This is a genomic window from Serratia sp. DD3 (assembly GCF_000496755.2).
In genome coordinates this window covers 219,169-245,675 of the sequence record NZ_AYKS02000071.1, presented here as the reverse complement: position 1 = coordinate 245,675, position 26,507 = coordinate 219,169, and the positions used below count along the sequence as shown (strand labels likewise).

The following is a 26,507-nucleotide window of genomic DNA, read 5'->3' as shown; positions in this document are numbered from 1 at the left end:
ATGCTGTCTGCTCGTGCGGTTACGCTCACCCGCTCAACACATCCGTTGTTGCAAAATATCAGTTTCGATGTGCCTTCCGGTCACATCGTGACCCTGATGGGGCCTTCAGGCACAGGAAAATCAACATTGCTCAGTTGGATGATAGGTGAACTCCCGCCTGCCTTTGGCGCGGAGGGCGAGTTATGGTTGAACGGGACTCGTCGGGATCTACGCCCGACAGAGCAGCGGCGCATCGGTATCCTCTTTCAGGATGATTTACTGTTTCCGCATTTGAGTGTCGGGCAAAACCTGGCTCTGGCGCTACCCGCTACTATGACAGGTAAAGATCAACGCAAACAATATATTGAACGCCAACTGGATGAGACGGAATTGGCAGGATTTTATACCCGGGATCCGGCAACGTTATCCGGTGGGCAACGTGCCCGGGTCAGCTTGTTGCGTGCCCTGCTGGCTGAACCGGAAGCGTTGTTACTCGATGAGCCGTTCAGCCGATTGGATATTCATCTGCGCGCACGATTTCGTCAGTTTGTTTTTGAACACATTGCATGCAAGGGTATACCGGCGGTGCTGGTGACTCATGATGCTCAGGATATCCCTCCTAATGGAAAGGTCATCCTACTAGGAGAAAGTCACCATGTTTGATCGTTACCTGCTGGAAAAGAGTAAAAAAGTACGTGAAACCGTCGCTAGAAAGTTTCAACGGATGGGGGTAAAAGCCGATCAGATCACCTGGCTGGGGTTTATACTGGGCTTGTGCGCGCCTCTTTTAATTGTTTCTCATGCATACTATTGGGCACTATTGTTTATCGTACTGAACCGACTGGCCGATACACTCGATGGTGCCCTGGCAAGATTAAACGGCCCAACCGATCGGGGAGCCTTTTTGGATATTACCCTGGATTTTTTATTCTATTCCTCCATTCCGCTGGGCTTTGCCTTTGCCGACCCCACTAACAATGCTCTCTCCGCCAGCGTCTTGATCTACAGTTTTATTGGTACCGGTTGCAGTTTTCTCGCGTTTGCTGTTATCGCCGAGAAACGCGCTATTGCCAGCAGCGCTTATCCTAACAAAGGGTTTTATTATCTGGGGGGCTTAACGGAGAGCAGTGAAACCCTGTTGCTGTTTGTATTAATGTGCCTGCTACCTGAGCACTTCTCCTGGCTGGCCTATGGCTTTGCCGCCTTGTGTGCCATCACCACCGTCACGAGGATAATGGCTGGGCTCACACTCTTTTCATCCAAAAGCACGGACGGATAACCCAAGATGATAAGAAGGGCTTCGTCAACAGCCTGTAAGCCGCCACATCCCGTGACGGCTTTTTGATCTCAACGCACCAACAACTAGCTTCTCTGCGCTAAACGTACCCAGGTTTGCACCACCGTATCGGGATTGAGGGATAAACCATCGATGCCCTGGTCCATCGAATCACCATAGAAAGCAGTGCGTTAATCACACCTTTGCATTCATCAAACAATTCAGAAACCGCACCGGAGTCTCGCTCCTGCCCCGACGTTAACTGGGTCATATCGTTAGAACCGATAGAGAAAATACAGCGTCTTTTGCTCTTACTACAGCGACTGTGTTATTTGATACGTAGTTTTTTTGAACACTGTCCGTGGCGTTTTTTATCCGCATCAATCAGCAGAGCCTGCTCTCTACAGTTGAATTCGGCGGTTTTTAGGTTATTGTGAGCAACATCACTTCCCGGTACTTCTACCGTCGCGAAGAACAGCTTTCAGAGAAAACCATGCAAAAAACAGATGAACTGCGGACTACGCGCATCGACAGCCTTATCACGCCAAAATCACTGGCTGAAAAATTACCCATCACACCCTCAGTCGCACAATGCGTGACAATGTCACGTGAAGCTATCGGAAAAATCCTGACAGGTGAAGATAAACGCTTGCTGGTGGTGATTGGCCCTTGTTCCATCCATGACCTGGATGCCGCAACCGATTATGCTCATCGCCTGCATTCCCAGCGCCAGCATTATCAAGATCGCCTGGAAATCGTGATGCGTACCTATTTTGAGAAACCACGCACCGTAATCGGCTGGAAAGGGCTGATATCCGACCCTGGCCTGGATGGCAGTTATCAGGTTAACCGTGGGATTGAAATGGCCCGTAAGCTGCTGCTGGAAGTGAACCAGCTTGGCCTACCGACCGCCACGGAGTTCTTGGATATGGTGACCGGGCAGTATATTGCCGACCTGATCAGTTGGGGAGCTATCGGGGCCAGAACCACGGAAAGCCAGATCCACCGTGAAATGGCCTCAGCACTCTCCTGCCCGGTAGGTTTTAAAAATGGTACCGATGGCAATACCCGAATCGCCATTGACGCCATCCGCGCCGCTCGCGCCGGGCATCTATTTCTATCACCCGATAAACAGGGACAAATGACGATTTATCAAACCAGCGGTAACCCTTACGGCCACATCATTATGCGTGGTGGTAAAAAACCGAATTATCATGCCGAAGATATTGTTGCCGCTTGTGATAGTCTGCGCGAATTCGATCTCCCTGAGCAGTTAGTGATTGATTTCAGTCACGGCAATTGCCAGAAATTACACCGTCGCCAATTGGATGTCGCTGAAGATATCTGCCAACAAATTCGCGCCGGCTCAATGGCAGTCGCCGGGGTCATGGCAGAAAGTTTTCTGGTGGAAGGAACACAAAAAGTCGTGTCTGGTCATGCATTGACTTATGGTCAGTCCATCACTGACCCCTGCCTGAGTTGGTCTGATAGCGAGCGGTTGCTGGCTATGCTAGCTGATGCGGTAGATAGCCGTTTCTGATCCAGGGCAGAAAAAGACACAACCTTAAGCGCAACTTGAATGATGATGGATACGTACCTTCTACCCAGTAATAAGTCAGAAGTTGCTATCCATCAAATGCGACGTGCTTGCCAGTACACTTTACGCCAATAGCTATTATTCAATGACGACCGCGTCACGCCTCTGCTGGTTGACGCATGAATAAATTGATCATCGGTATCATAAATACCCACATGCAATCCATTCTCACCACTGCCGGTTTTGAAAAATACCAAGTCACCCGGTAGCAGCTCATCACGAGAAACTTTAGTTCCTAACTCCGTTTGCTGCTCGGTAGAACGCGGCAATTGCATATCAAAGCGATCACGGAAAGTACGGTAAACAAAACCGGAGCAATCAACACCATTACGATCCAAGCCCCCATAGCGATACGGGGTACCATTCCATTGATTCAATTGTTCATTGAGTTTTGCCACCACCACTATCGAGTCTGATAAACGGCCACTCGGTGGCGGTGCCTGGCTACTGCAACCAGCAAGAATTAAACAAGCCAATAAAAACCATATGCGCATCGCATTGTTCTCTTCACTGATACATTGCCGGATTTATACTGCCCAAGTCTTACCCTGAGCCCCGATATACAACGGATTATTTCTGGCTAATTTATCTCTGAGTATAACCAAAAGCAAATTTTGCAAGAAATATATCTGCTGTTATTTAAACAGCAGATATCAATAGTAACAAAAGGAATTTGTTTATTTAGGGTGAGATCCTACCGGGCTTCGGCTATTAATCAACCAGACGCCAAATAGAATAAGTAACGTGCCCAGCGTTTTAAACAATGTCACTGGCTCATTAAACCAAGGTAGAAGCACCGCACCGAAATAAACTAAGGCATAACTGACGCTCAATAACGGATAAGCCCGGTTTAACGGCAGATAACGCAAGGCAAAGAACCAACATAACATCGACAAAGCATAGGCAAAGATCCCGCCAGCTACTGCCAGCAAGACTAACCAATATTGCTGCAAAAATGATAATGTCATTTCAGCGAGAGATAATAATGGGATCTGGGTCATCCCCCACTTCATTAGCAACTGTGCCAACGTCACCAAGAGGACGCTGGCAGCCCCCCATAGGTAACCTTTCATAAATCAAGGCTCATCAGTAATATCCCCAGCATGATAGATGCGACACCACACCAATGACGTGGTGTCGTCGGCTCATTAAACAGCCAGCGTGCCGCCAACGTCACCAGCACAAAATTAAAGCTGATCATCGGATAAGCCAAGCTGAGTGGCAAACGCTGTAACACATTAAGCCAAAACAACATCCCCAGGCCCAGAAAAACAATAGCCGCAGCCAGCCAGCGCAAAGTCACTGCCAACCGCCGTTCAGAGACCAGTTGCCAGGACTGTGCTGCCTGCTTCTGGCATAATTGCCCAGCGCAAGTCAGCAGGCAGACCAGGATCACTAAAAAATAAGCCATCAGGGTTGCTGCTTATACCATAACAAAGCCAGACGGTGCGTCGTAGTTACACTATCGGGCTTGGGTAGGCTGGGGGATACCTGCTCATTGCGGGAAAGCTGTAGTACCAAGGCAACCGCCCCTTGCTTACGCGCCTGTGCCAACCACTGGGGGAAATCCTGCTCACTGACGTAATGGTCGCGTGCATCAGCATAACTCAACCCGTAAGTCACCTCGTCTTTCGCGCTAAACATCAGTATGTCGCTACGCTTCAGCTCCCAAGCCAGGCTGGCAGCCACGCCGACGTTATCAGCAAGCACAAACTTGCTCTCTCGTAGAGGAGTCATATTGGCAGCAATAAACTCTTGCGGTTGTTTCGAGTTAATCACTTGCTGCGGAATGCTATAACCAATTAATAAACACAGCACCACCGGGCATGCTGCCGCCCAAGGCCAATAACGGGCATTACCACGGGTAGAAACGACCGCAAACAACAACCAACTGGCAAAAGCGATCACGCCTAGGACGATTTTTGGCCACTCTTCAGAAGAAAACGGATTTACATTCGGTAGCCAACCTGACGCCAATACCAACAAGGCAAGAATGCCGACTACACCAAATAACCCATTGATAATGGCATTCGCCTTGAATACCCCACGGCGCAATTGAGCCATACAATCATCAGCATAAGCTGCCATCAGCAATGCCAGCGGTGCCATGCAAGATAGGATATAAGTCAGCAGTTTGCCTTTAGCGATACTGAAAAACAGTATCGGCATTACTACCCAACTGAGTAAAAAGAATAACTCAGGAGCGCGAACACGTTCACGCCAACCTTTCAATAATGAGCCCGGTAATAACGCTACCCAAGGCAGCACACCGGCAATCAGAACTGGAATGTAATACCAGAATGGCGCTTTATGCTGTGCATTCTCCTCAACAAAACGCTGAATATGCTCTATCCAGAAAAAGTAATGCCAGTAATCCGGCTCACGCTGCGCCACTGCCAATGCCCACGGCAAACTAAGTAGCACCGCGACCACCACAGCGATCGGACCATAACTGAATAGCTCTTTAAATTTCCGTTGCTGAATAACAATCGGGATAACCGCAATCACCGGTACCGCCAGGGCTAGAAACCCTTTGGTCATAAAGCCCATACCACAAGCCAGACCCAGCAAAATAAAGCCACCCAGCTTACCTTTTTTGCTGGTTGCGTTCTGTGCCAAATAATAACTGACCATCGCCGCAGTCAGCCACAATGCGATCATCGGATCAAGCGCACTGTAGGTTCCGATACCGAAAACCAAGAACATCGACAAGAAAATCAGGGCTGCCAAACTGGCTCTACGGGCGTTTTTCCACATCAGCCAGGCTAAGGCAAAGACCAATAGCGCGGTCAGAGCAGTACTCAATGCTGAAGCAAAACGGACAGAAAAATTGTTGTCACCAAATAGCCACTGGCTGATATTGTTAAACCAGTAACCTGCTACCGGTTTTTCAAAATAGCGCAAGCCAAGCAAATTGGGCACCACCCAATCACCTTTTGCCAACATTTCACGGCTAATTTCTGCATAACGGGTTTCATCCGGCTGCCAGAGTTGGCGCCCGTTAAGCGGGATCAAATAAACTAAAACAAAAAAAATGGCTAAGATGATAGCCCAGGTTCCTTTCAGCGCTTTCATTGAAACGTCTTTCCTATATTTCCGTTTGACAACCTAGCCAACCTTCACGGCCAGGAAACGGCGCACGGGTTATATAACCTAACGGCAGTGATGCGGTATCTTGCGGTAATAAGTTGCTGAGCGGGCAGAATTCAATCTCTTGCTGTCTGGCACGCTGTAATAACTGTTCAAACATGGCTGACTGCGACATCCCCTCGACTTCAGCATGAATGGTATACACCGGCACGCCCGCATCATTTTCAATGGCACGCAAAATGTAATCATTAAAATCTGCCATGCTGACGTCACGCCCTATCACTTCATCAAAGGTAGGGAGAGTAACGGGAATTTGTACCGTCCCGTGCTGCCCATTGGCTAATAATGGACGGAACGGATGGGTGCCACGGCAATCACTGTTGTACTGAAAAGCAAATTCTTGTTTCACCTCAACCACCCGCTGGTCAGCTCGCCACCCGGCCACCGCAGAACAGCTAACCGGTTGGCCGATGCAAGCGACCAAGGCATCAACCCCTAACTGAATCTGACGAGCCAATTCGGCTTCTGACCAACGAGCGACACGCGCCTGCCAGCCTTGATGGTCCCAGGCATGCAGCCCCACTTCATGACCAGCTACCACGGTACGCTTGATAACCGGCCCTTGGGTTTTGGCAATAATCCGCCCTGGCCAGGCAGTGCCTGCCAATAGAATATCCCAGCCATACAGCGAGGCCGCATTGGAACGCAACATTTTTAGCAGGAATTGAGGCCGAAGCAGGCGCCACAAATGGCGCCCCATGTTGTCTGGCCCGACACTGAAGAAGAAACTGGCCTGAATACCATAATTATTAAACAGTTCCAGTAGTCGCGGTACCCCATCACGGGTACCGCTAAAGGTATCTACATCAACGCGTAGGCCAACCTTCTTCATGCATCATTACCTTCCGTTACCGTAGTACGCAGGAAATAGTCCAGCGTATCGGCAACGGTTTGCTGCATGGCAATCGTTGGCTGCCAGTCCAGCAAACGGCGAGCGTTTTTGATGCTTGGAGTACGGTGTTCAACGTCCTGATAGCCTTTACCGTAATAAGCGCTACTCTCTATATCCTTAAACCCGGCAAAAGGTGGGAAATTGCCGCGCAGTGGATGCGCGTTAAAGCTAGCCAACAACATTTCCGCCAATTCACGAATACTCGCTTCGTTAGCCGGGTTGCCGATGTTGATAATTTGTCCATCACACTGACCATCACGGTTTTCAATAATGCGGTACAACGCTTCAATACCGTCATTGATATCAGTAAAGCAACGTTTCTGCTCACCACCGTCCACCAGTTTAATCGGTGAACCTTCAACCAGATTAAGGATCAACTGAGTGATCGCACGGGAAGAACCGATACGTGCGGCATCCAGGTTATCTAAACGTGGGCCCATCCAGTTAAATGGACGGAATAACGTGAACTTCAACCCTTCTTTGACACCATAAGCCCAGATGACACGATCCAGCAATTGCTTGGAAACCGAGTAAATCCAACGCTGCTTGTTGATCGGCCCAACGATGAGACGCGAATTGTCCTCATCAAACTCTTTGTCATCACACATACCGTAAACTTCGGATGTGGATGGGAAGATAATGCGTTTGTTGTATTTCACGCAGTCACGGACGATTTTCAGGTTCTCTTCAAAATCCAGTTCGAAAACACGTAGCGGGTTACGGGTATACTCAATCGGCGTAGCAATAGCTACCAGTGGCAATATCACATCACATTTCTTGATGTGATATTCGATCCACTCCGAGTGAATACTGATATCCCCTTCCACAAAGTGGAAACGTGGGTTATCCAGGAAACGGCTGATAGCATCAGAACCGATATCCAGGCCGTAAATATCATACTGATCTTCACGCAGCAAACGCTCGGTCAAGTGATTACCAATAAAGCCATTAACCCCGAGGATCAGTACACGTGTTCTACGCTTCTTGGTAACACTAGCCTTTGGTGACAAGTGGACATCAGTGACAATGCCCATTTCCAGCGCCAAGCGGCTACCCTGCACGTATAAACCGGACTCACTTTGCCCAGCGACGATTTCCAGTGCCCCTTCACCACAGGCAATAACCAACGGTGATGTGCTTAGCACTGTGCCAGGTTGTTTGTCATGTTGCATATTCAACACACGTGAACGCCAGACAATCAACTGCCGTTGCCCAAGATAGCTGAAGGCACCGGGATAGGGTTCGGTTACGGCACGCACCAGATTGTTGAGCTCACGGGCAGATTTATGCCACTGGATCTCACCGTCAGCCGCAGTACGGCGACCAAAATAACTGGCTTGCGCTTCGTTTTGCGGAGTAAAGATCGCCGTGCCGTTCTTCAGCTTAGGCAACTGCTCTGCCAAGACGACCTTAGCAGCTTCCAACACTTTCTTGTGAAGCGTCAAGGCGGTGTCATCTTCGGTAATGGTCACTTTATGCTGACCAACAATATCACCTGCATCTGGGCGCTTAACCATCTTGTGTAGCGTTGCCCCGGTTTCCGTTTCCCCGTTCAATACGGCCCAATTAATGGGTACACGACCACGATATTTTGGCAACAGTGAACCATGCAGATTCAAGCCACCTTGCGGGGCCAGAGAGAGGATCTCCTCCCCCAGCATGTTGCGGTAATAAAAAGAGAAAATAATATCTGGCTGCAGTTCACGTATACGTTCGACCCACAGCGGGTGATTCACATCTTCTGGTGCATAGACAGGCAGATCAAGCTCCGCCCCTTGACGCGCTACAGAGGAGAAGAAGTTGTTCTCACCAGGATCATCGGTATGTGTAAAAACAGCCTGCACATCATAGCCCGCTTCAGTGACTGCTTTTAAGCCGGCACAGCCGATATCGTGGTAAGCAAATACAATGGCTTTCATCTTTCTTCTTCCTGAGTATTTTGGGCCTGCTTAGCACCGACTACTTTCTGAACAAAATAACGTGGGCGAGCACGAACATCGTTATAAATACGACCGATATACTCCCCCAGCAATCCCATACCGATAAACTGTGCACCAATAAAGGTAAACAGCACGGCAAACAGGGTGAATACACCGCCAACGGCCCAATCCGGGCCTAAAATCAAGCGCAGTACCAGCAACAATATCGCCAACACAAACCCGGACAACGCAATCACACTACCGACAACACTAAGCAAACGCAGTGGTGTGGTGGTCAGGCTGGTCACCAGGTCATACATGAGATTAATCAGCTTCATCAGGCTGTATTTGGATTCACCAAACTCACGCTCTGCATGGCTCACTTCAATCTCTGTTGTACAGCGCGCAAACGTATTCGCCAGAATCGGGATAAAGGTGCTGCGCTCATGGCAATGCAGCATTGCATCAATGATATGGCGACGATAAGCCCGCAACATGCAACCGTAATCCCCCATGGATTTACCGGTGGCTCGCTGGATCATCATATTAATCACACGCGAGGCCGTTTTGCGGAACCAAGAATCCTGACGGTTGGCACGCACCGTACCGACGACGTCATAGCCCTCTTCTGCCACACTAACCAACCGAGGAATTTCTTCTGGTGGATTTTGCAGGTCAGCATCCAGTGTGATCACCAGGTCACCACTGACCTGATTAAAACCCGCCATAATGGCAGAGTGCTGACCATAGTTACGATTGAGTAATACCGCGATAATACAGCTATCCGGCTGCTCCGCCGCTGCGGTCAGCATCTCGGCTGAGTTATCACTGCTACCATCATCAACCAAAATGATTTCATAGGGTTGTGATAATTGCTTACAGGCGGTGGTGGTGCGCTCCAGTAATGCAGGCAAACTTTCCTGCTCATTAAATACCGGTATCACCACCGACACTTTTTTAATCGGTTCAAAGCGAGACACGTGAAGACTCCAGAATAGAAAATAAGGCATTTACGACGCGGTCAACATCTGCTTCTGTCATATCCGGGAATAGCGGTAACGTGCATAAGCGCGCTGAATTCCACTCAGTATTCGGCAAAGAGAGATCTGGATAGCGTTCACGATAATATTTTTGCGTGTGGGCAGCGCGGAAATGCAAACCCGTCCCCACCCCCACCTCTTTCAAGCGCTCCATCAATTGATCACGCTCAATGCCACAACGTTGTGCATCAACACGGATCATAAACAGATGCCACGCATGATCATGGGGATAATCGGGCAACCCTAAAGGCTGAAATGGGGAATCTTTCAGTGCGCTGAGGTAGCGTTCAGCCAACACTTTGCGCCGCGCGTTAAGCTCAGGCAACCGAGCCAGTTGTACCACGGCAATGGCGGCATGGATATCAGAAAGGTTATATTTATAACCCGGTTCAATCACCTCGGCCTGTGGTTTACGCCCCTGCAATTGACGGTCAAAAGCATCAACAGCCAAGCCATGAAATTTCAAACAACGCAAGCGATCAGCCAGCGCATCGTTATCAGTGGCAATCAAGCCACCTTCAGCACAAGTCAGATTCTTGATGGCATGGAAAGAAAAAATCGCTGTGCCACGTGCGCCAACCCACTCCCCATTGAAACGCGTCCCCACTGCATGGGCGGCATCTTCGATCAAAGGGATATTATGGCGTTGGGCCACTTCGCGTAACGCCGCTATCGGTAGTGGCGCCCCCGCATAATGAACCGGGATAATGGCTTTAGTCCGTGCAGTAATGGCAGACTCAACATCCGCAGCGCTAACCATCAACGTATCGTGATCCACATCGATCATCACCGGCGTTGCGCCAAGCAGTTCGATCATATTGATGGTAGACACCCAGGTCTGGGAAGGGGTGATCACCTCATCGCCTGGCCCTATTCCTAATGCCATCAAGGTGATATGCATACCCGCAGTAGCGGAGCAGACAGCAATTGCGTGTTTACATCCAAACGTTTTGCAAAACTCACTTTCTAATTGCTGATTTTGCGGCCCGGTAGTGATCCAGCCGGAACGTAATACCTTTTCTACTGCCGCAATCTCTTCATCACCAATCGCTGGGCGCGAAAAAGGTAGAAATTGATCCATAATTAAACCCCAAACATCTCAAAAATTCGTTAAGCCACGGTAAAGCTCTAATGTTTAACAAGTGGTAAACATCAGAGAGTGATCCCAGATAGATCGAACAGGCTATTTTCAAGAAAGGAGCTAACTACCTGTATTACCGATAGATATCGCTAAAAATTTGAAAAATATTTTTATGCTATAATAATTATTTACTTAATTCTAGCTTAGAGCTTCCATCGTAGCACGAAACTCGAATCATTCAATATTAAATAGTTTTTTAACCGGGTTTTTCAGATACTCTTTAAATATATGCCCACACTTAAGTGACCTCAGTGCACAAGGATAACCAACGCCTAGTAATAGTTACAGCGCCTTGGCTATCAGCCAATTTTGATCACCTAACGCCTGTAGATGAAAATCAATACCATAAACATCGGATAATAACGCTGGCACCATCACTTCCTGCGCACGGCCCTGGGCCACCAAACGCCCCTGATATAGCAGCCATATCTGGTCTGCCTGCTGTAATGTATGGTTAAGGTCATGTGCACACACCAAGGCAGTACGGCCACTATGGCAAAGTTCACCTAGCAGCCTGTCCAGCGCCATTTTCTGAGCAATATCCAGGCTGTTGGTGGGTTCATCAAGTAGCAATAGTTGGCTTTGCGGATTCACCGTCGGCCAAACCTGCAGCAGTACCGCAACCAGACGAACACGTTGCCATTCCCCACCGGAAAGTTGTGTCAGCATACGCGGCAACTTATCCTCAAGTTTGAGGCTTTGTGTCAGGTAGCAAATCGCCTCTTCCAAATGACTTTCATCTGATCCAGTCGGTTGATGTAGTGCGAGGTATTGAAATACCGTCATCAGTGCCATTGGAGGTTGTTGCTGGCAAAGGTAAGCGCGGTATCTGGCCAGTTGATTGGCTGAATACTCATCGATTGGCACCCCTGATAAGCGGATTTCACCTACGCCCGGCAATATTCCCGCTAACCGTGCCAACAAGGTGCTTTTCCCTGCGCCATTTGGACCGACCAAATGGAGTTGTACCCCAGCGGCAATCTGCCCAGAAAAGGGGGTCAAACGCCCTGCCACACCCGCCTGACTCAATTGCAGCATATTCGTGATATTCCTTACGTCAACAGAGGTTGTTGGTTATGCCCGTTAACTTTTGCACCGTACCACTGGCTGGCTGGCTGGCATAGTTATCTGGCATAGTTATCTGGCATAGTTATCTGGCATAGTTATCTGGCATAGTTATCTGACATTTTTTGTCCCAATCAACAACCAGATAAATACCGGTGCGCCCAATGTCGCGGTCACCACACCGATAGGTAATTCTGATGAAAAAAGTACAACACGTGCGACCACATCAGCAGCCAATAGCACTCCAGCCCCGGCCAAAGCGCAACCCGGCAACAGGAAACGTTGGTTAGTCAACCCCGTCAAACGCAAAATATGCGGAATAACCAGCCCAACAAAACCAATAACGCCCGCTAAAGCCACGCTGGTACCGACCAGCCAACCAATAGCCAGCACGATAAGATTGCGCCAAAGGTGAATAGAAAGCCCCAACTGCCTGGCTTGTACCTCACCCAGTGCCATCATGTTTAACACCGAACCTTGCAAGCATAACCAGACCAGCACCGGTAACAGCAACAATAATAGCCACTTCTGCCGCCAATCCACTCCGCCAAATCCCCCCATCATCCAATACATCAATTGGCGCAGATCAAGGCTTGAGCTAAAATAAACCGCCCAGATCATCACTGCGCTGCATACCATCCCCAACGCAACCCCCACCAACAGCAAACGGGCATTGCTCAAGCGATGGCGCAAGGCAAAACCCAGCAGCAGAAAAGTCATGGTCAGCGCACCGCCAATGGCACTCAAACTCAGTAATATGACAGGGAGCAAGCCATGCCCCAACAGAACAGCCAGTACTAACGCCACACCAGCACCATTCGCCACCCCGAGTAAACCGGGTTCTGCCAACGGATTTTCAAACACTGCCTGCATCGCCGCTCCCGCTACTGCCAGACTCGCGCCGACCACCATCACCGCTAATGCACGTGGCAGACGCAACTGCCAAACAAATAGTTGGGCTGATTCACTGAACCACTGTGAGGGCCAGATCCAGATATCTCCCGCACTTAAGCTGAGAATAAAAACCACTAACATTGCCAGCATCAATAACAACAAATAACGCTTATCAAGGCGCTGCTGATTTTGTTGCAACCAAGTGAAGGTGTGATTGGTTGGTGTGTTATTTGGCGTGTGATTGGTTGGCATGTTATTGGCAGACGTGTTATTGGCAGACATAGCGCCAAGCTCCCAGTCCTCATATTTCCCATAAGAAAAAGGCCGCAGACGCGGCCTTTTTGGTTTAATCCAACTTACTCTTTCGGGTTCGCATTCTCAACCCGGCTTTTCAGTTTCTGACCCGGACGGAAGGTGACCACACGACGCGCCGTAATCGGAATGTCTTCACCGGTTTTCGGATTGCGTCCCGGACGTTGGTTTTTATCTCGCAAATCAAAATTACCAAAACCCGATAGTTTCACTTGTTCCCCATTCTCCAAAGCCCGACGGACTTCTTCAAAGAACAGTTCTACCAGGTCTTTGGCGTCCCGTTTGCTAAGCCCAAGCTTTTCAAACAGGTGTTCTGACATTTCAGCTTTAGTAAGCGCCATAGGTTCAATCCCTCAAGGATGCTTGGAACCGCTGTTTTAGCGCCTCTACACATTTCGCAACGGTAGAGGCAATCTCCTCTTCTTCCAGTGTACGGGCATTATCCTGCAATATCAGACTGATAGCCAAGCTCTTGTAACCCTCTGCTACGCCTTTGCCACGGTACACATCGAACAAGTTTACGCCAACTATCTGATTTACGCCAACTTTCTTGCACTCTGCCAAAATATCTTCTGCCGCGACGTTTTCAGCCACTACGACAGCAATATCACGGCGGTTTGCAGGGAAGCGGGAAACCTCACGCGCCTGAGGCACAGCGCGGGTCGCGACCTTGTTCCACTCCAGTTCAAATACCACTGTTCTGCCGTTAAGATCCAGTTTACGCTCAAGTTCTGGGTGAATTACACCGATGAAACCGATGCGCTCACCCTGCAAATAAATTGCAGCACTCTGCCCTGGATGTAATGCGGGATTGGCCTCCGATTTGAACTGAATGTCAGATAATTTACCTGTCAATTCTAATACAGATTCCAGATCGCCTTTTAAATCATAGAAGTCCACAGGCTTTCTTGCCAGATCCCAATGTTCTTCGTGTGTATGCCCAGCGATCACCCCTGCCAGCATGACATCCTGACGGATACCCAGATCAGCATGAGTATCAGGCACAAAGCGCAACCCGCTTTCAAACAGGCGTACACGTGTCTGTTGACGATTCTGGTTATATACCACCGCTGACAGCAACCCCGTCCACAACGAGAGACGCATTGCCGACATATCAACGGAAATAGGGCTTGGCAGGATCAGCACCTCTTCATTGGGGTGCAGTAATGCCTGCACTTTCGGATCAACAAAACTGTAAGTAATTGCTTCCTGGAAGCCATGATCCACCAACATGGTTTTCACGCGCTTCAAGTCCAGATCAGATTCACGATGCTGAGACATGACTAAATCGGCACGCACTGGCACATCGGGAATGTTGTTATAACCATAAATACGGGCAACTTCTTCCACCAGATCTTCTTCGATTTCCATATCAAAGCGCCAGCGTGGTGCAACCGCCAGCCAATTATCACCCTGCTCAGTTACCTGGCAACCCAAACGGCGCAAAATATCACTCACCTGATTGCTCGGCACCACATGACCAATCAAACGGTCAAGTTTTTCACGACGCAACAGGATGGAGGCGCGTTTTGGTAAGCTGTTTTCATCGGTAACATCAATCACCGGGCCGGCCTGACCACCGCAGATTTCGATAAGCAAGCTTGTTGCGCGTTCCATGGCTTTGTATTGCAATGCAGGATCCACGCCGCGCTCATAGCGGTGGGAAGCATCGGTATGCAGGCCATGACGACGCGCTCGGCCAGTAATGGCCAGTGGATTGAAAAAAGCACACTCCAGCAATACATCCTGCGTTTCATCATTCACACCAGAATGTTCGCCACCAAAGATACCGCCCATTGCCAGGGCTTTTTGATGATCGGCAATCACTAAGGTATCTGCGCTTAATTTGGCCTCGTTACCATCCAGCAGGCGCAAGGTTTCCCCAACACTTGCCATACGCACCACAATGCCACCTTCAATGCGATTCAAATCGAAGGCGTGCATCGGCTGACCTAACTCCATCAGTACATAGTTGGTAACATCCACCACTGCATCAATAGAACGAATACCACTGCGGCGCAGTTTTTCACGCATCCAAAGCGGTGAAGGTGCCTTTACGTTGATGCCCTTCACTACTCGACCGAGATAACGTGGACACGCCTGTGGCGCTTCTACACGGATTGGCAGCGTATCAGAAATTGTCGCAACCACCGGGCTCATCTCTGGCTCATTCAGCGGCAGTTGGTTCAATACGGCAACATCCCGCGCGACACCAATAATACCCAGGCAATCGGCACGATTTGGCGTCACACTGATTTCGATTGCGTTGTCATTCAGCTTTAAGTAATCACGAATATCCGTACCAATTGGCGCATCTTGCGGCAATTCAATGATGCCATCATGATCATCGGAGATCGCTAATTCGGAAAATGAACACAACATACCTTCAGACGGTTCGCCCCGTAACTTGGCGGCCTTGATTTTGAAATCACCTGGCAGCACCGCGCCCACGGTAGCCACCGCGACTTTAAGGCCAGTACGGCAATTAGGTGCCCCACAAACGATATCCAGCAGGCGTTCACCCCCGACATCCACTTTAGTGACACGCAGTTTATCGGCATTAGGATGCTGCCCGCACTCCACGACATGCCCCACCACCACACCATCAAAAACACCGGCAACGGCTTCAACGCCATCTACCTCAAGGCCTGCCATGGTGATCTGAGTGGATAATGCTTCGCTGCTGATGGCTGGGTTTACCCACTCACGCAACCAGAGTTCACTGAATTTCATGTGATATTCCCGCCTTACTTAAACTGTTTGAGGAAACGCAGGTCATTTTCGAAAAATGCACGCAAATCGGTGACACCGTAACGCAACATAGTCAAGCGCTCCATGCCCATACCGAAGGCGAAGCCAGAATAGATCTCTGGATCGATGCCAACATTACGTAGCACGTTCGGGTGCACCATGCCGCAACCTAACACTTCCAGCCATTTGCCATTTTTCCCCATCACATCCACTTCCGCTGAAGGTTCGGTAAACGGGAAATAAGAAGGACGGAAGCGGATCTGCAAATGTTCTTCAAAGAAGTTATTAAGGAATTCGTGCAGCGTTCCTTTCAGATTGGTAAAGCTGATATTTTTGTCAACGATCAAGCCTTCCATCTGATGGAACATTGGCGTATGTGTCTGATCGTAGTCATTGCGGTACACACGACCCGGCGCAATAATACGAATTGGCGGTTGCTGGTTCTTCATGGTGCGGATCTGCACACCGGAAGTCTGAGTACGCAGCAGGCGTGTCGCATCAAACCAGAAGGTGTCATGGTCGGCCCGTGCCGGGTGGTGCCCTGGAATATTCAAGGCATCAAAGTTGTGATAGTCATCTTCAATTTCAGGCCCAGTTTCTACTGAAAAGCCCAGCTCACCAAAAAAGGTTTCAATACGTTCAATGGTGCGGCTAACCGGATGCAAACCACCATTCTCCAGGCGACGACCAGGCAAAGAGACATCGATGGTCTCTGCGGCCAAGCGCGCATTCAATACGGCTGATTCCAACGCATTCTTACGTGTATTCAGTGCATCCTGAACATCCTGTTTAGCCTGGTTAATTACTGCACCAGCGGCCGGGCGCTCATCTGCGGGGACATCCCGTAGTGACTGCATCTGCAAGGTAAAATGACCTTTTTTGCCTAAATATTCGACGCGTACCAAATCCAACGCGGCAACATCCTGGGCATCTTCTATGGCTGCTATTGCCTTAGCAACCAGCTCTGCGAGATGTGGCATTATGTTCCTCTTCCTCTGGCCGATATGGCCCTAAGTCATGACTGATAATTTATGTTCTATGACCAAAAGCAAAAAAGCCTCCATGAGGGAGGCTTGAGCGCTATTTTTCGTTTCTTTTCTTACGCGCAAAGCCCCCTGTAATCAGGCGCTAAAGGAAAAAAAGAAACGGAACATAGCAGTGTGCATACTTGCATTACCTTGTTAAATAAAAATCGGCCTGTCTTATGCTACGGCCAACAAATGTCAATTTACTCTCTGAAACAAGGATAAAAGAGGGAGCAAGCTCCCTCTTCTTATTCTTACGCCAGAGCTGCTTTCGCTTTTTCAACTAGTGCGCCAAAGGCCACTTTGTCAAATACAGCGATATCAGCCAGGATCTTACGGTCAATTTCAATAGAGGCTTTTTTCAGGCCATTAATGAACTTGCTGTAAGACAGGCCGTTCTGACGAGCAGCTGCGTTAATACGTGCAATCCACAGCTGACGGAATTGACGCTTACGTTGACGACGGTCACGGTAAGCATACTGTCCTGCTTTGATTACTGCCTGGAAGGCAACACGATATACGCGCGAACGGGCACCGTAGTAACCTTTCGCCTGCTTTAAAATCTTCTTGTGACGTGCGCGTGCAATTACACCACGTTTTACGCGAGCCATATGCTCTCTCCTAAAGTCTTATTCTTGATTCAAAAAAAAGCGGCTTATGCGTACGGCAAGCACGCAATTACCAGGACCAGATCGTTCTTAGACACCATGCCTTTCGGACGCAGATGACGTTTACGCTTGGTTGATTTTTTGGTCAGAATATGACGCAGGTTAGCATGTTTACGCTTAAAACCACCGCTCCCGGTTTTTTTGAAGCGCTTGGCTGCACCACGTACAGTTTTAATCTTTGGCATGTTAATTAAATCCACTTCGCATTGTTAAACAACGAATCAATAAGGCGAATAAAACCTGCACAACGCAAGCGCAGCGCAGGTTAAATTACTTGGAAGCCTTACTGTTTCTTCTTAGGTGCGAGCACCATGATCATCTGACGGCCTTCGATCTTCGTAGGGAAGGATTCGACCACTGCCAGATCAATATCATCACACAGGTCTTTACGGACGCGGTTAAGCACTTCCATACCGATCTGCTGGTGCGCCATTTCACGCCCACGGAAACGCAGGGTGATTTTGGCTTTATCGCCATCTTCCAGAAAGCGAATCAGGTTGCGTAGTTTGACCTGATAGTCGCCATCATCGGTACCAGGACGGAATTTGATTTCCTTCACCTGGATAACTTTTTGTTTCTTCTTCTGTTCTTTAGTCGACTTACTCTTCTCGTAAAGGAACTTGCCGTAATCCATGATTCGGCAAACTGGCGGTTCGGCATTTGGGCTGATTTCTACTAAATCAACACCTGCTTCCTCAGCTTTTTCAAGAGCTTCATTCAGACTGACAATACCAATCTGCTCGCCATCGACGCCTGTTAGGCGAACTTCTTGCGCGCGAATCTCTCTGTTAATCCGATTTGGACGCGCCGGTTGAACTCGTTTTCCGCCTTTAATACTTTATTCCTCCAGTTGATGAAGACTACGGCTGCGGATCTCTTTTTGCAGCTTGTCTATAACGTCACTCACATCCAGGCTTCCCAGGTCTTTGCCGCGGCGAGTACGAACGGCAACTTTGCCTGTTTCGACTTCTTTATCACCGCACACCAACATGTAAGGAACCCGACGTAAAGTATGTTCGCGAATTTTAAAGCCAATCTTCTCGTTTCTCAAGTCCGCTTTTGCTCTAATGCCTGCATCTTGCAGTTTTTTTGTCAATTGCTGGACATAATCAGACTGACTATCGGTGATATTCATCACCACTACCTGCACTGGAGCAATCCAGGTTGGGTAGAAACCGGCATATTCTTCGGTAAGGATACCAATGAAACGTTCCATGGAACCCAAGATAGCACGGTGAATCATTACCGGAACCAGACGTTCGTTGTTTTCGCCGACATACGATGCGCCTAAACGGCCTGGTAAGAAGAAATCGAGTTGCACGGTACCACATTGCCATGCGCGATCCAAACAATCATGCAAGGTAAATTCAATTTTTGGTCCGTAAAAGGCCCCTTCACCTGGCTGAAACTCAAACGGAATACCGTTTTCAGTCAGCGCAGCGGCCAGATCGTCCTCAGCGCGGGTCCACATCTCATCCGTACCGATACGTTTCTCTGGACGCGTAGAGAGTTTCACTGCGATTTTTTCAAAACCGAAGGTACCGTACATATCATAGACCATCTTGATACAGTCATTCACCTCTGAACGAACCTGATCTTCGGTACAAAAGATATGAGCATCATCCTGAGTGAAACCACGGACACGCATCAAGCCATGCAGCGAACCGGATGGTTCATTACGATGGCAACTACCAAACTCACCCATACGCAGCGGCAAATCACGGTAAGACTTCAACCCTTGATTAAAGATTTGCACATGACCCGGGCAGTTCATCGGTTTAATGCAATATTCACGGTTTTCTGACGATGTGGTAAACATCGCTTCTTTATAGTTTTCCCAGTGCCCAGTTTTCTCCCAAAGGACACGGTCCATCATAAACGGCCCTTTCACTTCCTGATACTGGTACTCTTTAAGCTTCATACGGACAAAAGCTTCCAGCTCACGGAAAATGGTCCAGCCATCGTTATGCCAAAACACCATACCCGGTGCTTCTTCCTGCATATGGTAAAGGTCGAGCTGTTTACCAATTTTGCGGTGGTCACGTTTAGCGGCTTCTTCCAGGCGCTGCAAATAGGCGTTCAACTGCTTTTTATCTGCCCAGGCAGTACCATAAATACGTTGCAGCATTTTGTTCTTGCTGTCACCACGCCAGTAAGCCCCTGAGGTCTTCTGCAGTTTGAAATGGTGGCAAAAGCGCATATTCGGCACGTGCGGACCACGGCACATGTCGATATATTCTTCATGATGATAAAGGCCCGGATGGTCATCACGGCTGACATTCTCATCCAAAATCGCCACTTTATAGCTTTCACCACGGGCAGCAAAAGTGTCACGCGCTTCCTGCCAACTCACCTTTTTCTTGATGACGTCATAATCTTTGTCAGCCAATTCATGCATCCGCTTTTCCAGCAGATCAATATCTTCCTGCGTCAGAGTATGGTCGAGATCAACGTCATAATAAAAACCATTATCGATCACTGGCCCAATGGCCATTTTAGTATTTGGCCACAGTTGTTTGATGGCATGACCCAGCAAATGCGCACAAGAGTGACGCATGATTTCTACGCCTTCATCATCTTTTATCGTGATGATAGCCAACTGAGCATCGGATTCGATCAAATCGCTGGCATCGGTCAATTCACCATTTACGCGGCCAGCAATACAGGCTTTAGCCAGACCAGGACCAATATCACGAGCAACATCCATTGGAGAAACGGCATGATCATAATGACGCTGACTTCCGTCAGGAAGAGTAATAACGGGCATTAATAATTCCTTATCTACAGTGGTGACCCTCACGACAGATCACATGTAGTACAGATATTTGATTAGTAATTAATAAGTTATATGTCATATCTCGCCCACAATTGCCAGATTGGCACATAACCTGGTAGGCCGCTAACGGCAGGCTTTCAATAATTAATAAAAGCAGCATGAATAATAACACTAAATTTGTCTACGCGTCACAGAACAACTTAGCCGAATACAGGCAACATCGGTTCATTCCGATGAGGTTCTCATCAAGAGTTTTGGGAGGCTTAACAAGCTATTGATATCAGATAATGACGGTACTGTTCTTAAGCGCTTTTATTGTACCGAGCCGAACAGAAGGGATTCATGCGCTGGCAGCAGAAACAAAACGTTTTATTTCAGCAAGATGCTGCGGGCCATAGGCACATTGTCCAACTTCGATTTTAGGTTTGTTACGCCCGTGGAAATCACTGCCACAAGTTACAAATGCCGAGCGGCCAACAGTAAATTGATACAGTTGCTCCGCCAACTCTGGTGAATGATAACTTGAGAATACCTCCACCCCCATCACCCCGATCTTGAGCACATCGTCAATCACCTGGCTATGGTGGGATTTAACGTTAGCACCAATATGTGCCAAAATCGGTATCCCGCCATTGTGACGGATCACCTCCACCATCGTGCTCATTGCAGGATAAGTCACCGGAAGATAACACACCTTTCCTGGACCAAAAAAATCCCAGTAGAAGTTGATCAGCGGCATATCCGACCTGCTGCCACCGGCACGGTAAGGTAATAACAGAGGGTGATCCGCATTGCGCTGATCCTCCAGGATCACCTCCCCCATCTGTTCCTCTTGTGGGATTGCACCGCCACAGACCTGTTCCAGCCGTTGCTCATCAAGATAAAAATTTAATTCACGCAGTTTTTCAAACTTTTTGGGCGTCTGTTCCCGTTGGATACCATTAAAATGCTTATGGATCGTGACGAAGTCGTCACTGGGAGTAAACCCATATCCCAACAGATGGAAGTTACGACCTTCAAAGGTACAATCGATCTCAATGCCGGAGAGTATATTCAGACTGGGGGAAGCAAATGTTTTGGCTTTCAGCACCGAGTAAGCGCTATTGTGGTCGGTTATCGCTAACGTACTGATGCCATTGGCTTGGCAGCGAGCGATAACGGTTTCAACCGGAAAATCTGCATCATCACTGTAGCTGGAGTGCATATGTAGGTCGATCTTGTCCATCAATAGTCACTCCCCAGTCTGCTAAAACAAAACTGGCCACTTAATCGTGACCAGTTATGTTAATAGGTAGTTACTCTACCATCGTCTTATAAGCCGTGGTCACTTTCCATAAATAACGCTGTGCTTGCGGTGCCGGGTGTCTCTTCTGGATATGCTGGTAAAATTCATCCGGACTCATCTGATTGATGCGGTTTACTGCCACACGTTTATCCTGCGAAAACGTCCGTAACATTGCGCCAGCACCGTTAACATAAGAGACAATAGTGGCATAGTGCAGCGTTTGCGGATTGGTGATCCCGGCAAGTTGTTGGCTTTGAATAATATTGATATAGGCTGTTCCCAGATCAATATTGACTGCCGGGTCCTTCAACTCACGTGAACTTGGCTGCCCATCTTTCCCCTTCAAACGATAGACATCGCGCCCAGCAGTTGACGATTTTAGTTGCATTAACCCCACGGCATTAGAAGTACTGACCGCATTCGGGTTAAACCCAGATTCTACCTTAATGATCGCCTTAATTAACGCCTCATCCACGCCGTAATTGCTGGCAGCCTGGCGAATATAATCGTTATAAGCGACCGGTGTTCCTGTTCGATTATTGGGCATCTGCGTAGGAGGCTTCAACCAACCACCGGGACTGCTTGTTATGTTGCTGGTTGTTTGCGGTGTTTTTGCGCAACCGACCAATAATATGATCGCCGTTAGGCAGGCAATTTTTGTTTTCACAGAAAGAATCCCCCACTCCTTGTAATAAGTTGCTTCGTAGATACAACTGGTTAAGGATGCTTGGTTCTATTATCAGGGTACCCATATACCAAGAGGTGATTGATGAGTCAATCTTAAAGCTCACATTTCGTGCAGGTATTCAACCTATCCAAATGGATAATTGGCCATAGCTAGGACATCAATACCAATAGCTATTCCTTAATAATTTTATCAATGCCGCCAATATACAAAGGGCTTGTTGAGGTCTTAAATTCACATCAAAAATTAAATATAATATATAAATCAACAGGATAATTGACAGTATCACTAAAGAGAATCGGTGATTGATAAAGCTAAAATCTGAGGTAATACCCTTGGACTACTATGACGATTATAACGATATAACGCGGTTACATATTGATACATAAAAACTTACCACTACAAGTCGGTACTATTATTTCCAGTGCCTATGCTTACTTGCCCTATTTTGCTCTGATTACCCTTAATAACATTGATATTGTTAATTATTATTTGAGTAAATAACATTATCCCTCTCCCTGACTCATGTTGTTGCCAACCTACTGTAGTCGCTGGCATGCCGATGGTATATAGTCTGTTAAACATATGATGATATTTACGCCAGCAGAGTGAGTTGCTGTGCGCCACATCGTGTTTTCACAGCAGAAAAAGCGTTAAGCTAATGAAATCGTAGGTAACACAAAAGGGGATTACTATGTGGCAAGCCGTTAGCCGTCTATTAAGTGAACACCTTGGTAACGCAGAAATCCGCGAAAAGAAAGAACTACCTGGAGGAGAAATTCATCCGGCATGGTACCTACGCTTTGGTAATAACGACGTGTTTGTAAAATGCGATACCCGTGAAATGTTACCCATATTCAGCGCAGAAGCTGACCAGCTAACGCTACTGGCTCGCAGTAAAACTGTGCGGGTACCCGAAGTCTATGGTGTTGGTAGTGATCGTAATAACAGTTTTTTACTACTCGAATACCAACCACTAAAAATGCTCGATGCTCATGGGGCCTATTGTCTAGGTCAACAACTCGCCCGTCTACACCAATGGAGCGAACAGCCTCAGTTTGGTCTCGACTTTGATAACGAGCTCTCCACCACGCCACAACCCAATACCTGGCGACGCCGTTGGGGTGAGTTCTTTGCTGAACAACGCATCGGCTGGCAGTTACAATTGGCGGCAGAGAAAGGCATCACTTTCGGTGATATCGACATCATTATTGACCTCGTCTACCAGCGGCTACAACATCATCAGCCACAACCTTCTCTGTTACATGGCGATCTCTGGCCAGCTAACTGTGCACAAGCTGTCGATGGGCCAATTATGTTTGACCCTGCCTGCTATTGGGGTGATCGGGAGTGTGATTTGTCGATGCTACCGCTTTACCCTGAATTACCCCCGCAAATTTATGATGGCTACCAAAGCGTATGGCCTTTGGAAGCCGGTTTTATTGAACGCCAACCCCTGTATCAACTTTACTATCTGCTTAACCGCTGCAACCTGTTTGGTGGTCAGCATCTGGTTACCGCGCAACGAGCGGTGGAAGCGTTGTTACAATCAAAAAAACCATAAACCATCAGGCAAAAACACCATAAACCATCAGGCAAAAAAACCATAAACCATCAGGGCGCCCACCGCGCCCGATTTCCTATCCTGTAAGGTATTAAGACGCCCCTGCCATTTGCCCCAATAACTTGAATAGAAAGTAAGCCACCACCGCAATCATTATTGGTAAAATATACAACGGGAAATACTGCAAAAAAATGGTATGGTGCGGCAAAATGACCTTCGCCTCTAACTGTTCCCGAGTCTGCCCTTCGTCTCCCTTAGCGCGTTCTAAAATCATCTGATCTTCAAGACCTTCACGGATAAACTTCACCTGCCGCGACATCCTCGCACCCGAGGCTTGCAATGCCAGACCGACAAAGATCAGAAAGTAGATAATGATAAACATCAAGTTTGCACCAGCAAACAAGCTGTTAGCCGCATCAGGAACTGGCGAGTTGTACCAAAAGACATTTAAAAATGGTGAGTTCAGCCGTGCCATATCCAACATAACATGCGCAAAATCCAACATAACGGCATTAAGTCCTGCGGATTTTTCACTGTGCTGATAGACAAAATTCAATAAAGAAATCAGTGTCGAAACCAACGCGGGGATAAAAATAACCCATCCAAAAATACGCTTAAGTATGGCAACGCGCCCGGCCTGTTGATACGTCATGAGTTCCCCTTATAAGGACGTAACTATTCATTGCGCTATACCCATCACCGATAAACGACAACCTTGTTGCATCAATGGAGGATTGACCCTCCTAGGATATGGCTACATTTGAATAAACTTGATTACCAGTTTACCCGCAGTTCATCAAACTCGCCCACCGTTTTCTTACCTGTCGTTATCCAGCGATACCGAGATTGGCCATATGCGATGTTCACATAGCTTGCTCTGCCACTTGATGCTGTGCAAGCCGCCGATGAGTAAAAATGGTAGAGTGATGAAAACATCAAACTATGGGTATCTACCAGCACTGTAGGAGTGAATATTTAATGGCATATTTTCAACCAATAACAACGGCTATCTTCGACATGGATGGTTTACTGATCGACTCCGAGCCATTGTGGCTTCAGGCGGAACTGGATATTTTTGGCGCATTGGGTCTGGATCTGTCAGATCGCCATAATTTGCCAGATACACTGGGGTTAAGGATCGATCAAGTAGTCAGAATGTGGTATCAGGCCATGCCGTGGCAAGGTGTTTCCCAAGAGGAAGTTGCCCAGCGCATTATTGAACGGGCCATCGAACTGGTACAAGAAAAGCGCCCACTGTTACCCGGGGTACAACAATCACTGGAGCTTTGCCGGTCCCTTGATTTAAACATTGGCCTGGCTTCTGCCTCCCCGCTGCACATGCAGCAACAAGTGTTGAAAATGTTTAATCTGGAAAGTTATTTTGACCAACTGGTTTCCGCCGAATACTTACCTTACAGTAAACCCCACCCGGAAGTTTATTTGATCGCCGCTGAGCGTCTGAACAGTGATCCACAATGCTGCATTACCTTGGAAGATTCCATCAATGGCATGATTGCTACCAAAGCAGCCCGTATGCGCTCAATAGTTATCCCCCCGGCAGAATATCGCCAAGACCCCCGTTGGGCCTTAGCTGACTATCAACTGCAAAGTCTGAAACAATTAACCTCAGAACACCTTAGCTGACCTGCTAGCACTGGCTTGTGCCAGTGCCCATTCTTACTCTGCCCATCACCATTGATGCGGTTGGACTGCTGGCAACACTCGCTGTAAACCCGAATGCACTTAAAGTATGAAAGAGCAATACTAACAAATAGTTACACTGAAAGCGCTTTCCTGACAGTCAGAAAATCAATATACTGGATAAATTAACAGTAAATTGCACAGGATGTAAAAGTATGACCGCGGAAGGCCACCTCATCTTCTCCGTTGCTTGTATCATTTTCGCCAAGAAAACAGCGGTAACAGACACACTTGCCCATGGTGACTGGTGGCACATCATTCCCGCCGCCCTGCTGACTTCATTATTACCTGATATTGATCATCCCAAGTCATTATTGGGTCAGCGTCTGCGCTGGATTGCGATCCCTATCGCACGCATTTTTGGTCACCGGGGTTTTACTCATAGCCTGCTGGCTATCGTCGGCGGTATGTTGTTATTACAATTAGATGTGTATGGACGTTGGCTCATTCCTGCCGATGTATTGCATGCCATGATTATTGGTTATTTTAGTCACCTGCTAGCAGATGCCCTTACCCCGGCGGGCGTCCCCTTGCTGTGGCCCTGCCGCTGGCGTTTCTGCCTGCCATTACTCAATTCCCAAAAGGGCAACCAGTTAGAACGGGTTCTGTGCCTGTGCCTAGTGGCATTTTCCCTTTACTGGCCAGGCAATGACAGCATGCCTATAGGGTCATATTGGCAACAAATTAAAAATTTCCGCTTATAGCCATTGGGTCTGAGCAACGTGAAATTGCCCTAGGCAGGTACAGCTCCGTTGTGGTTCGCGTCACAGGGTTATGGCGTACCACA

26 protein-coding genes, 1 pseudogene and 1 other annotated feature are annotated in these 26,507 nt (G+C 48.2%); of the genes and pseudogenes, 6 read left to right on the top strand and 21 right to left on the bottom strand.

Annotated elements, in window-relative coordinates; genetic code table 11:
- Both IO95_RS13565 and IO95_RS13560 read left to right on the top strand, forming a co-directional pair.
- Complete coding sequence (locus tag IO95_RS13565; protein ID WP_023490307.1) at positions 1-642, top strand: ATP-binding cassette domain-containing protein; 642 nt, start codon at positions 1-3, stop codon at positions 640-642.
- A complete protein-coding gene (locus IO95_RS13560) occupies positions 635-1,258 on the top strand; it encodes a CDP-alcohol phosphatidyltransferase family protein (protein ID WP_023490308.1) in 624 nt (207 codons plus the stop codon). Before IO95_RS13565 ends, IO95_RS13560 begins: the two co-directional genes overlap by 8 nt.
- Positions 1,259-1,341: 83 nt before the next feature.
- Here the strand turns inward: IO95_RS13560 and IO95_RS24800 are convergent.
- Positions 1,342-1,547 (bottom strand): annotated as a pseudogene (locus IO95_RS24800) (putative PEP-binding protein); the annotation flags it as partial.
- Between the two features lie 201 nt (positions 1,548-1,748).
- Between IO95_RS24800 and IO95_RS13555 the strand changes: the two are divergent.
- The gene (locus tag IO95_RS13555) at positions 1,749-2,795 is read left to right on the top strand and encodes a 3-deoxy-7-phosphoheptulonate synthase (RefSeq protein ID WP_023490309.1); all 1,047 of its coding nucleotides are present in this window, start codon (positions 1,749-1,751) and stop codon (positions 2,793-2,795) included.
- A 92-nt stretch (positions 2,796-2,887) separates the two neighbouring features.
- Here IO95_RS13555 and IO95_RS13550 read toward each other — a convergent pair whose 3' ends face one another.
- The 19 genes from IO95_RS13550 to IO95_RS13460 form a co-directional block, all read right to left on the bottom strand.
- Complete coding sequence (locus IO95_RS13550; RefSeq protein ID WP_023490310.1) at positions 2,888-3,346, bottom strand: NlpC/P60 family protein; 459 nt, start codon at positions 3,344-3,346, stop codon at positions 2,888-2,890.
- A gap of 183 nt (positions 3,347-3,529) precedes the next feature.
- Positions 3,530-3,925, bottom strand: a complete 396-nt coding sequence (gene arnF, locus IO95_RS13545; protein WP_023490311.1) for a 4-amino-4-deoxy-L-arabinose-phosphoundecaprenol flippase subunit ArnF — start codon at positions 3,923-3,925, stop codon at positions 3,530-3,532.
- Entirely contained in the window at positions 3,922-4,263 is a 342-nt protein-coding gene (gene arnE / locus IO95_RS13540) for a 4-amino-4-deoxy-L-arabinose-phosphoundecaprenol flippase subunit ArnE (RefSeq protein WP_023490312.1), read from the bottom strand. The genes arnF and arnE overlap by 4 nt, the downstream gene beginning before the upstream one ends.
- Entirely contained in the window at positions 4,263-5,927 is a 1,665-nt protein-coding gene (gene arnT / locus IO95_RS13535; protein ID WP_023490313.1) for a lipid IV(A) 4-amino-4-deoxy-L-arabinosyltransferase, read from the bottom strand. The genes arnE and arnT overlap by 1 nt, the downstream gene beginning before the upstream one ends.
- A 13-nt stretch (positions 5,928-5,940) precedes the next feature.
- Entirely contained in the window at positions 5,941-6,834 is an 894-nt protein-coding gene (arnD, locus tag IO95_RS13530; RefSeq protein ID WP_023490314.1) for a 4-deoxy-4-formamido-L-arabinose-phosphoundecaprenol deformylase, read from the bottom strand.
- Entirely contained in the window at positions 6,831-8,813 is a 1,983-nt protein-coding gene (gene arnA, locus IO95_RS13525; protein ID WP_023490315.1) for a bifunctional UDP-4-amino-4-deoxy-L-arabinose formyltransferase/UDP-glucuronic acid oxidase ArnA, read from the bottom strand. The genes arnD and arnA overlap by 4 nt, the downstream gene beginning before the upstream one ends.
- Positions 8,810-9,793 carry an undecaprenyl-phosphate 4-deoxy-4-formamido-L-arabinose transferase gene (gene arnC, locus IO95_RS13520; RefSeq protein WP_023490316.1) on the bottom strand — a complete coding sequence of 328 codons (984 nt, stop codon included), beginning with the start codon at positions 9,791-9,793 and terminating at the stop codon, positions 8,810-8,812. The genes arnA and arnC overlap by 4 nt, the downstream gene beginning before the upstream one ends.
- On the bottom strand, positions 9,780-10,934 hold the full coding sequence (gene arnB / locus IO95_RS13515) for a UDP-4-amino-4-deoxy-L-arabinose aminotransferase (protein WP_023490317.1): 1,155 nt from the start codon (positions 10,932-10,934) through the stop codon (positions 9,780-9,782). The genes arnC and arnB overlap by 14 nt, the downstream gene beginning before the upstream one ends.
- Before the next feature lie 342 nt (positions 10,935-11,276).
- Positions 11,277-12,032 (bottom strand): vitamin B12 ABC transporter ATP-binding protein BtuD, encoded by a 756-nt coding sequence (btuD, locus tag IO95_RS13510; protein ID WP_023490318.1) that lies wholly within the window; start codon positions 12,030-12,032, stop codon positions 11,277-11,279.
- A 138-nt stretch (positions 12,033-12,170) separates the two neighbouring features.
- Entirely contained in the window at positions 12,171-13,205 is a 1,035-nt protein-coding gene (btuC, locus tag IO95_RS13505; RefSeq protein WP_037385765.1) for a vitamin B12 ABC transporter permease BtuC, read from the bottom strand.
- A gap of 104 nt (positions 13,206-13,309) precedes the next feature.
- Positions 13,310-13,606, bottom strand: a complete 297-nt coding sequence (gene ihfA / locus IO95_RS13500) for an integration host factor subunit alpha (protein ID WP_023490320.1) — start codon at positions 13,604-13,606, stop codon at positions 13,310-13,312.
- 4 nt (positions 13,607-13,610) lie between these two features.
- The gene (pheT, locus tag IO95_RS13495) at positions 13,611-15,998 is read right to left on the bottom strand and encodes a phenylalanine--tRNA ligase subunit beta (RefSeq protein ID WP_023490321.1); all 2,388 of its coding nucleotides are present in this window, start codon (positions 15,996-15,998) and stop codon (positions 13,611-13,613) included.
- 14 nt (positions 15,999-16,012) lie between these two features.
- Positions 16,013-16,996 (bottom strand): phenylalanine--tRNA ligase subunit alpha, encoded by a 984-nt coding sequence (gene pheS, locus IO95_RS13490; RefSeq protein ID WP_023490322.1) that lies wholly within the window; start codon positions 16,994-16,996, stop codon positions 16,013-16,015.
- Between the two features lie 67 nt (positions 16,997-17,063).
- Positions 17,064-17,188: a sequence feature (Phe leader region), on the bottom strand.
- 107 nt (positions 17,189-17,295) lie between these two features.
- Positions 17,296-17,652, bottom strand: a complete 357-nt coding sequence (rplT, locus tag IO95_RS13485) for a 50S ribosomal protein L20 (protein ID WP_004963673.1) — start codon at positions 17,650-17,652, stop codon at positions 17,296-17,298.
- 44 nt (positions 17,653-17,696) lie between these two features.
- Positions 17,697-17,894 carry a 50S ribosomal protein L35 gene (gene rpmI / locus IO95_RS13480; protein WP_023490323.1) on the bottom strand — a complete coding sequence of 66 codons (198 nt, stop codon included), beginning with the start codon at positions 17,892-17,894 and terminating at the stop codon, positions 17,697-17,699.
- Between the two features lie 98 nt (positions 17,895-17,992).
- Entirely contained in the window at positions 17,993-18,544 is a 552-nt protein-coding gene (gene infC, locus IO95_RS24180) for a translation initiation factor IF-3 (protein WP_072011676.1), read from the bottom strand.
- A gap of 3 nt (positions 18,545-18,547) precedes the next feature.
- Positions 18,548-20,476, bottom strand: a complete 1,929-nt coding sequence (thrS, locus tag IO95_RS13470) for a threonine--tRNA ligase (RefSeq protein ID WP_023490325.1) — start codon at positions 20,474-20,476, stop codon at positions 18,548-18,550.
- A 349-nt stretch (positions 20,477-20,825) separates the two neighbouring features.
- Positions 20,826-21,710, bottom strand: coding sequence for a PHP domain-containing protein (locus IO95_RS13465; RefSeq protein ID WP_023490326.1), 885 nt, complete (start codon positions 21,708-21,710; stop codon positions 20,826-20,828).
- 70 nt (positions 21,711-21,780) lie between these two features.
- Positions 21,781-22,437 (bottom strand): transglycosylase SLT domain-containing protein, encoded by a 657-nt coding sequence (locus tag IO95_RS13460; protein WP_023490327.1) that lies wholly within the window; start codon positions 22,435-22,437, stop codon positions 21,781-21,783.
- Between the two features lie 712 nt (positions 22,438-23,149).
- Here IO95_RS13460 and IO95_RS13455 point away from each other — a divergent pair.
- Positions 23,150-24,019 (top strand): fructosamine kinase family protein, encoded by an 870-nt coding sequence (locus IO95_RS13455; protein ID WP_023489301.1) that lies wholly within the window; start codon positions 23,150-23,152, stop codon positions 24,017-24,019.
- Positions 24,020-24,110: 91 nt separating this feature from the next.
- On the opposite strand, the gene IO95_RS13450 is transcribed toward IO95_RS13455, so the two are convergent.
- Complete coding sequence (locus IO95_RS13450; RefSeq protein ID WP_023489302.1) at positions 24,111-24,671, bottom strand: YniB family protein; 561 nt, start codon at positions 24,669-24,671, stop codon at positions 24,111-24,113.
- A 326-nt stretch (positions 24,672-24,997) separates the two neighbouring features.
- Between IO95_RS13450 and hxpB the strand changes: the two genes are divergently transcribed.
- Positions 24,998-25,663 (top strand): hexitol phosphatase HxpB, encoded by a 666-nt coding sequence (gene hxpB, locus IO95_RS13445; protein WP_023489303.1) that lies wholly within the window; start codon positions 24,998-25,000, stop codon positions 25,661-25,663.
- Between the two features lie 212 nt (positions 25,664-25,875).
- Positions 25,876-26,424 (top strand): metal-dependent hydrolase, encoded by a 549-nt coding sequence (locus IO95_RS13440; RefSeq protein WP_023489304.1) that lies wholly within the window; start codon positions 25,876-25,878, stop codon positions 26,422-26,424.
- Positions 26,425-26,507: the final 83 nt, after the last annotated feature.

What these genes read in the sequence shown, in the direction of transcription:
- IO95_RS13565 (WP_023490307.1), top strand. Translation starts at nt 1, where the DNA reads ATGCTGTCTGCTCGTGCGGTTACGCTCACCCGCTCAACACATCCGTTG.
- IO95_RS13560 (WP_023490308.1), top strand. Translation starts at nt 635, where the DNA reads ATGTTTGATCGTTACCTGCTGGAAAAGAGTAAAAAAGTACGTGAAACC.
- IO95_RS13555 (WP_023490309.1), top strand. Translation starts at nt 1,749, where the DNA reads ATGCAAAAAACAGATGAACTGCGGACTACGCGCATCGACAGCCTTATC.
- IO95_RS13550 (WP_023490310.1), bottom strand. Translation starts at nt 3,346, where the DNA reads ATGCGCATATGGTTTTTATTGGCTTGTTTAATTCTTGCTGGTTGCAGT.
- arnF (WP_023490311.1), bottom strand. Translation starts at nt 3,925, where the DNA reads ATGAAAGGTTACCTATGGGGGGCTGCCAGCGTCCTCTTGGTGACGTTG.
- arnE (WP_023490312.1), bottom strand. Translation starts at nt 4,263, where the DNA reads ATGGCTTATTTTTTAGTGATCCTGGTCTGCCTGCTGACTTGCGCTGGG.
- arnT (WP_023490313.1), bottom strand. Translation starts at nt 5,927, where the DNA reads ATGAAAGCGCTGAAAGGAACCTGGGCTATCATCTTAGCCATTTTTTTT.
- arnD (WP_023490314.1), bottom strand. Translation starts at nt 6,834, where the DNA reads ATGAAGAAGGTTGGCCTACGCGTTGATGTAGATACCTTTAGCGGTACC.
- arnA (WP_023490315.1), bottom strand. Translation starts at nt 8,813, where the DNA reads ATGAAAGCCATTGTATTTGCTTACCACGATATCGGCTGTGCCGGCTTA.
- arnB (WP_023490317.1), bottom strand. Translation starts at nt 10,934, where the DNA reads ATGGATCAATTTCTACCTTTTTCGCGCCCAGCGATTGGTGATGAAGAG.
- btuD (WP_023490318.1), bottom strand. Translation starts at nt 12,032, where the DNA reads ATGCTGCAATTGAGTCAGGCGGGTGTGGCAGGGCGTTTGACCCCCTTT.
- btuC (WP_037385765.1), bottom strand. Translation starts at nt 13,205, where the DNA reads ATGCCAACCAATCACACGCCAAATAACACACCAACCAATCACACCTTC.
- ihfA (WP_023490320.1), bottom strand. Translation starts at nt 13,606, where the DNA reads ATGGCGCTTACTAAAGCTGAAATGTCAGAACACCTGTTTGAAAAGCTT.
- pheT (WP_023490321.1), bottom strand. Translation starts at nt 15,998, where the DNA reads ATGAAATTCAGTGAACTCTGGTTGCGTGAGTGGGTAAACCCAGCCATC.
- pheS (WP_023490322.1), bottom strand. Translation starts at nt 16,996, where the DNA reads ATGCCACATCTCGCAGAGCTGGTTGCTAAGGCAATAGCAGCCATAGAA.
- rplT (WP_004963673.1), bottom strand. Translation starts at nt 17,652, where the DNA reads ATGGCTCGCGTAAAACGTGGTGTAATTGCACGCGCACGTCACAAGAAG.
- rpmI (WP_023490323.1), bottom strand. Translation starts at nt 17,894, where the DNA reads ATGCCAAAGATTAAAACTGTACGTGGTGCAGCCAAGCGCTTCAAAAAA.
- thrS (WP_023490325.1), bottom strand. Translation starts at nt 20,476, where the DNA reads ATGCCCGTTATTACTCTTCCTGACGGAAGTCAGCGTCATTATGATCAT.
- IO95_RS13465 (WP_023490326.1), bottom strand. Translation starts at nt 21,710, where the DNA reads ATGGACAAGATCGACCTACATATGCACTCCAGCTACAGTGATGATGCA.
- IO95_RS13455 (WP_023489301.1), top strand. Translation starts at nt 23,150, where the DNA reads ATGTGGCAAGCCGTTAGCCGTCTATTAAGTGAACACCTTGGTAACGCA.
- IO95_RS13450 (WP_023489302.1), bottom strand. Translation starts at nt 24,671, where the DNA reads ATGACGTATCAACAGGCCGGGCGCGTTGCCATACTTAAGCGTATTTTT.
- hxpB (WP_023489303.1), top strand. Translation starts at nt 24,998, where the DNA reads ATGGCATATTTTCAACCAATAACAACGGCTATCTTCGACATGGATGGT.
- IO95_RS13440 (WP_023489304.1), top strand. Translation starts at nt 25,876, where the DNA reads ATGACCGCGGAAGGCCACCTCATCTTCTCCGTTGCTTGTATCATTTTC.